The organism is Bullifex sp. (genome assembly GCF_034103065.1).
Classification (GTDB): domain Bacteria; phylum Spirochaetota; class Spirochaetia; order Sphaerochaetales; family Sphaerochaetaceae; genus Bullifex.
Map to the genome: position 1 here is coordinate 1 of NZ_JAXEGN010000123.1, position 6,050 is coordinate 6,050.

General features: G+C 34.9%; 5 protein-coding genes. 4 read left to right on the top strand and 1 reads right to left on the bottom strand.

Annotated elements, in window-relative coordinates; translation table 11 throughout:
* Positions 1-418 (top strand): hypothetical protein (locus tag SOY52_RS04850; RefSeq protein WP_320847851.1); only part of this gene is annotated, 418 nt, incomplete at its 5' end.
* Here SOY52_RS04850 and SOY52_RS04855 read toward each other — a convergent pair.
* The gene (locus SOY52_RS04855) at positions 408-1,214 is read right to left on the bottom strand and encodes an inositol monophosphatase family protein (RefSeq protein WP_320847852.1); all 807 of its coding nucleotides are present in this window, start codon (positions 1,212-1,214) and stop codon (positions 408-410) included. The two genes, SOY52_RS04850 and SOY52_RS04855, sit on opposite strands and share 11 nt — an antisense overlap.
* Positions 1,215-1,252: 38 nt before the next feature.
* On the opposite strand from SOY52_RS04855, the gene mfd reads away from it, so the two are divergent.
* The 3 genes from mfd to SOY52_RS04870 all read left to right on the top strand — a co-directional run bounded on the left by mfd (position 1,253) and on the right by SOY52_RS04870 (position 6,038).
* Positions 1,253-4,501 carry a transcription-repair coupling factor gene (mfd, locus tag SOY52_RS04860; RefSeq protein WP_320847853.1) on the top strand — a complete coding sequence of 1,083 codons (3,249 nt, stop codon included), beginning with the start codon at positions 1,253-1,255 and terminating at the stop codon, positions 4,499-4,501.
* 3 nt (positions 4,502-4,504) lie between these two features.
* Positions 4,505-5,227, top strand: a complete 723-nt coding sequence (trmB, locus tag SOY52_RS04865) for a tRNA (guanosine(46)-N7)-methyltransferase TrmB (protein WP_320847854.1) — start codon at positions 4,505-4,507, stop codon at positions 5,225-5,227.
* A 91-nt stretch (positions 5,228-5,318) separates the two neighbouring features.
* The gene (locus SOY52_RS04870; protein WP_320847855.1) at positions 5,319-6,038 is read left to right on the top strand and encodes an ABC transporter ATP-binding protein; all 720 of its coding nucleotides are present in this window, start codon (positions 5,319-5,321) and stop codon (positions 6,036-6,038) included.
* The last annotated feature ends 12 nt before the right edge of the window (positions 6,039-6,050 follow it).

Here is a 6,050-nt window from a genome sequence, read left to right on the forward strand (position 1 = left end):
GATGAAGGAATTTAACGCAGTTGTTGCACCGAGAAATGGTGGAAAAACATCCTTTCTAAGAAAACTTGATGGTGCAAAAGGTATTTTAACTTTAAGCTCCGATAAAAGTAAAAATCAACTCTATTTACATGATATAGCCACTGGTGAAGAGGTTAATTTTATGAATAGAGTTGATGGAAAATATGTAATTCAAAAGAATGCTTTTGCTTGGGGAGAAGAACGCCTTCTTAAGCTTGATAGTGGAATTGTTGTAGTTGATGAGTGCGGGCTAATAGAGCTTGAAAGAAGAGAAGGGTTTTACAATTCAATTGTTAAGCTCTCTGAAAAAGAAATAAGTCTCTTCGTTAGTGTAAGAGACTCATTTTTAGATTTGTTTTTATCTGTTTTTCCTTATCATTGGAATGTAATTAGACCCTAACAGGAAGGATTTTTCTCATACATTTTATTCCTTCTTTAGTTCCTGCATAGATATCTTTCTTAAACTTCTTCTTTTGATACAAGAATTCATCTGTATAAATAAAAGGCTCTCCATCTACATATTCAATATCCATGCCTACCTTCTTTAAAACAGCATGAGCAGACACGATATCCCAAACAAAGCAAGGTTGGTTAACACATCCTTGAATCGAAGAAAAAACTACAGGGGAAAGTAGGTGGATAATGGAGGAACCAAATGTTCTAACCTTACCATTAAAGTTAGTAAAGTCCATCTTAACTTGTCCTCCAGAGCCCATTGTAACTTGCTTAACTACATCTTTATTACCTTGAATTTCAAAAGGCTTTCCATCAACAAATAAATCTTTACCTGGGTCTAAGCGTACAAACATATCCTCTCTACCTTTTCCAAAGCGAGGGAGGTATATCATTGCTCCCACAGGTACTCTTTCATTGTTGATTATTCCAAGTGCAACTGCATATGAAGGTAGACCTTGTGAATACACATCTGTTCCATCGATAGGGTCGAGAATAAATGTAAATGGCACATCCTCTTTTACTTCTATTTCAGCTTCCTCACTGATAAACCCACAATTTGGGAATAGATTTTTTACCATGTCCTCAATTTTTTTTGAAATTGCAAGATCTGTTTCAGTAAGTACAGAACCATCACTTTTATAAAAACGATGGATTTCGCTTTGCATCTTCTTTGCTAGAAGACCCGACTCATAAATACCTTTACTAAGCTCATCAAGAGCTGAATTATCAAGTTCAAACATTGTTTTTTTTTCTCTTTTTGAGTAAATTGAATCTGCTTGTGAATAAAGAGATTCAAAATCAAATAAAAGATTACATTAAATCATCATCCCTCTACAAGAGTTTTAAGAATAATCAGGGTGATAGTTATCATATTAAGGGCCTAGACGGATATGCTTTGTCTAGGCTAATTGAGCTTGTTCAGCGAAGCCAATCGAATAGAATTATAGCATTAGTTCCTACAGAGGAAATTGCTAAGGAACTATATACTGATTTATCAGATATAGAGGATATTCCTGTTGTTTATTTCCCTTCAAATGGTAAGAAACTTTATAGCACTCCAAGTGCAACAATGGGAGAATATGCACAAGCAAAGGCTTTAAGTCAAATTACTCAGCTAAAGCAAGGTATTATTGTTACTTCACTCAGAGCTTTTTCTTCTCCTGTAATTAGCAAGGAGAGCCTTTCTGATTTAAGCTTAACAATAAAAGTTCATGATAATTTTGATCCAATGGCTTTAGCCCAAAAGCTTTCTATGGCGGGATATTATCGTCAAGGAAGTTGTTATGAGGTTGGTACCTACTCAATAAGAGGAGAGGTAATGGAGATTTTCCCATATTCGGAGGAAAATCCAGTAAGACTATATGCCTCCTGGGATGAAATAGAAAAGATTGCTATCTATGATAGTGTAACTCAAAAGGCAATTAAAAGTGTTTCAAAATACACTCTTAGTTTAATGAGCAATGAAAGTAAAACTGAAAATAGCTCATTTACCTCATATCTTTTTCCAGATGACTACTTATTCTATTTAGGTTCTGCAAGAATGGATGTTGCTTATCGCTCATTAGTAAATGAAGCTAAGGCACTATTTAAAGAAGCATATAACCAAAATAGAGATGTAGTTCTTCCTGACAAGCTTTTAGTAGATGCTCCTGTTTTTGTTAGTGGTAGAAAGAAAAAGATGGTTGCTGAGGATATGGTATGTGATAACTGCTATACCTTTGATATCCAACCAGCAAAATCATACTTTGGTAATGTTACTTACTTCAAAGAAGAGCTAGAGGGATTGATCAAGAATAAATATAAGGTAATAGTAGTTGCCCCATCGGTTGTTCAGCAGCAACGCTTAGAAACTGTGTTAAGGGATTATCCTGATATCCAGCTTGTAGTTACCGATATTTCTCATGGCTTTACTATTGATTCAATTAAGCTCTCTGTTATTCTTGATGCAGAGATATTTGGTCGAAGAAAGGTTAAAAGTGAGAAAACTTTAGTCAATGTATCATCTGCTCCAATTGATTCCTTTGTGGATTTACATGAAGGTGATTATGTAGTCCATGTTAATTATGGTATTGGTCAATTTGTAAAAATTGAGAGAGCTAAAACAACTAGAAGTGAAAGAGACTACATTAAGATTAGATATCTGCATGATGAATTTCTTTATGTACCTATTGAGCAAGCAGACTTAGTTCAACGCTACATTGGTTCTGATGGTAGAGCTCCTAAGCTTGATACCATGGGTGGTAGTGGTTGGACTAAGAAAAAGCAAAGAGCCTTAAAGAATGCCCAGGAACTTGCTTCTCAGTTAATCAAGCTATATGCTGCAAGACAAAATTCCTTTGGCTTTCCTTTTTTACCTGATAATGATTGGCAGCTACAATTTGAAGCTTCCTTCCCATTTACTGAAACTCCTGATCAGTTAAAGTGTATTGAAGACATTAAAAAGGATATGGAAAGTGATAAAGTCATGGACCGTTTGGTTTGTGGCGATGTCGGTTATGGTAAAACTGAAATTGCATTTAGAGCAACTTTTAAGGCAGTTATGAGTGGTAAACAAGTTGCTTTCTTAGCTCCAACTACAATTCTTGCTGAGCAGCACTATAGAAAGTTTAAAGAAAGAGCTGCTGCCTTTCCTATTAATGTTGAGATGCTTTCTAGAATTGTTAGCACAAAGGACCAGAAAAGAATTTTAGCAGCCTTAAAGGACGGTAAGGTTGATGTCCTTTTTGGAACTCATAAGATTCTGCAAAAGAGTGTGGTATATAAGAACCTTGGCTTATTAGTTGTCGATGAGGAACAGCGATTTGGTGTTAAGGATAAAGAGAAAATTAAGTCTATGAAGGTTAATGTCGATTGCTTAACGCTCTCCGCAACACCTATTCCTAGAACACTTTATATGTCTCTCTTAAAAGTTCGTGATATGTCCCTTTTAACTACAGCACCTAGAGAGAGGTTACCTGTTTCTACAATTATCACTGATTACAACATTACAAGAGCTGTTAACGCAATTAGAAAGGAGTTAGAAAGGGGTGGACAAGTATTCTATTTACACAATAGGGTACAGGATTTAAGTGAAGTTGCTTACCAATTGAGAATGCTAATTCCTGAAGCAATTATTGAGTATGCTCATGGACAAATGGATCCCAATGAACTAGAGGATATCATGCATCGCTTTGTTTATGAGGGGGTACAGGTTCTTGTTTCAACAACAATTATTGAAAATGGTATTGATATTCCAAATGTAAATACCATTATTATCGATAACGCAGAGCGTTTTGGACTTTCACAGCTTTACCAGCTTCGTGGTAGAGTAGGTCGAAGTGACCGTCAGGGATATTGTTACCTGTTCTATCCTTCAGAGGATATGCTAAATGATGATGCTGTTAAGCGACTTAAGGTTTTAAGCGAACATACATCCTTAGGAAGTGGCTTTAAGGTTGCGATGAAGGATATGGAAATTCGTGGAGCTGGTAATATTTTAGGTCAAGAACAAAGTGGTGAGCTTGAAGCTGTTGGTCTTGATATGTATATGAAAATACTCGATGAAGAGATTAATAGGCAAACTAAGGGAGAACAGAGTAAAGAGGATAGAGAGGTTTATCTTGAACTCGATTACTCAGGCTTTATTCCAGATACTTATATTAAGGACCCTGCTATTAAGTTCGAAGTCTATAGAAAGATTTCTTCTGTAAAAGATGATTACCAACTTGATAACCTTAGAAGTGAACTTGAGGATAGATTTGGACCTTATCCATTAGAGGTTGATAACCTTTTATGTATTGCACAGCTCAAAATACTATGTAGGCGTCTTGAGATTTATCATCTTTCTGAGAGTAGAGGTTTTGTTCAAGTTGAGTTTTCTCATCTTGCTGCTATTAAACCTGAGAAAATTATTAATCTTCTCAAGCTTAGTAATGGTAGGGTTAAGATGGATTCTTCTCGAATGAACTATATGAAGATGCAAACTGATGCTGTATCATTAAAGGATAAAGCACTATTTATCCTAGACCAATTAAAAAGACTGGAGTAAAAGATGGAAAAAGAAGAGATATATAAGCATATTAATGATATTGAAGTTAGAACATCATTAATGCGTGGTATTAAAAGCTATGCAATTAGAAACAATGTACTAGATGATAACCAGAAAAAAAGTGTTGAAGCTTATTTTCCTGAATATGCTGTAGTTTTCAAGGATGAATTTACTGACCCAAGAACTCTTTTTGTAGATCCATCAAAGCCTGTAATTATTGAAATTGGTTTTGGAATGGGTACATCTACAGAGATTATTGCTAGAGAGAGAAAGGATTATAACTATCTTTGCTTAGAAGTATATTTGCAAGGTTTTGTTCGCTTACTTAAGGCTGTAGGTGAAGAAAAAATGCCAAATATAAAGCTTATGAGATTTAATGCAGTTGATGTACTTGAACACATGATCCCTGATAACTCTATAGATGGTTTTCACATCTTCTTCCCAGATCCATGGCCAAAAAAGAAACACCACAAGAGAAGATTAATTCAAAAGGATTTTGTAAATCTACTTGCAAAGAAGCTCAAAAAGGGTGGCTATCTTTATCTTGTCACTGACTGGGAGGAATATGCTGAGTGGATGATAGAAATATTATCAGGAGAGGAATTACTTTTTAATCCATATGAGTGTTATGCTCCTCCTAGAGAGTGGAGGCCTCGAACTAAGTTTGAGCAAAAAGGCTTAGATAAAGACTATAAAATTAATGAAATTTGGTTTGTGAAAAGGTAATCAGGTGTAAAAGCCTGATTTTTTTTGCCTTATTGACAGCTATTTTTCATAGTGATATCATTTTGATATCAAAATAATGCGGAGGAGAAAAATGATTGTTTTCCGTTCAATTACAAAAGAGTATAAAGAAGGCGTAAAGGCTGTTAATAATTTAAATCTTGAGCTTGAAGAAGGAAAGATATTTGGCTTCTTAGGACCAAATGGGGCTGGTAAGTCAACTACTATTAAAATGCTAGTTGGAATCATTCCACCTACAAGTGGGCAAATTCTGTATAATGGTGTTGATATAAAACAAGATCCTGTTAGCTTTAAAAAGAACTTAGCATATGTTCCCGATGAGCCAAAGTTTTATCAAAAACTTACTGGATATGAATATTTAAATTTTATTGCTGATATTTTTAACGTAAGTGAAAGTGATAGAAAAGAGAGAATAGAAAAGTATAGTAATCTTTTTGGTCTTCAAGATGCACTTAAAGATTTAGTTAGCTCCTACTCTCATGGAATGGGACAAAAGTTAAGTTTAATGGCTGCTTTAGTTCATAAACCAAAGGTTGTAGTACTTGATGAACCAATGGTTGGTTTAGATCCAAAGGCTAGCAGAGAAGTAAAAGATATTATGAGAGCTTTAGCAGATGAAGGTGCTATAGTCTTTTTCTCAACACATGTTTTGGAAGTAGCTGCTAATGTTTGTGATAGAGTAGGTATTATCAACAAAGGAAAGCTTATTACAGAAAAGAGTGTAGAAGAGCTCTTAGAAAATAAAAAACAAACACTTGAGGATTATTTCTTATCCGTTACCCAGGAGGCTTAATGTGCTTAAGAC

Excerpts from the sequence above, each read along its gene's own strand:
- SOY52_RS04855 (WP_320847852.1), bottom strand. The coding sequence starts at position 1,214 with ATGTTTGAACTTGATAATTCAGCTCTTGATGAGCTTAGTAAAGGTATT.
- trmB (WP_320847854.1), top strand. The coding sequence starts at position 4,505 with ATGGAAAAAGAAGAGATATATAAGCATATTAATGATATTGAAGTTAGA.
- SOY52_RS04870 (WP_320847855.1), top strand. The coding sequence starts at position 5,319 with ATGATTGTTTTCCGTTCAATTACAAAAGAGTATAAAGAAGGCGTAAAG.